The following is a 441-nucleotide window of genomic DNA, read 5'->3' as shown; positions in this document are numbered from 1 at the left end:
GCTCCTGACGGCGGGCTGTCGGTGTTCGCCCGACCGGGCGGCGGACCGAACGGTGCGGCCCGCGGACCCGACGGCGCCCTGTATGTGACGAACAACGGCGGCTTTGCGTGGCACACCGGCCTGCCTGTCGGCCCGGCCGCAGACTATGAGACCGGCCGAATTGAACGGATTGAGCCCGACGGCACGGTCCGGCGGCTGTATACCGAGTGTGACGGCACGCGGCTCAGTGCCCCCAACGATCTGGTCTTTGACGACCAGGGGAATTTCTACTTTACCGACCCGATTCAGCGCGACCCGGCCCGCCGCGAGCCCCTCAACCGGCCGACCGCTCGGCCCGGCCAGGTCTACTACGCCAGTCCTGACGGCGGCTTCATTCGGCGGGTGGCCGGTCCCCTCCAGCATCCGAACGGGATCGGCCTCAGCCCGGACGGTAGGACGCTG

The 441-nt window shown here is 69.6% G+C and carries 1 protein-coding gene; it reads left to right on the top strand.

Features of this window, described 5'->3' with window-relative positions:
- Nucleotides 1-441 (top strand): SMP-30/gluconolactonase/LRE family protein (locus tag J4F42_22525; protein ID MCE2488299.1); only part of this gene is annotated, 441 nt, incomplete at both ends.

This window comes from Desulfurellaceae bacterium (assembly GCA_021296095.1).
In the GTDB taxonomy this organism is placed as follows: domain Bacteria; phylum Desulfobacterota; class Binatia; order Bin18; family Bin18; genus JAAXHF01.
The sequence above is the reverse complement of the archived record's forward strand: the minus strand, read 5'-3'. Positions and strand labels throughout refer to the sequence as shown.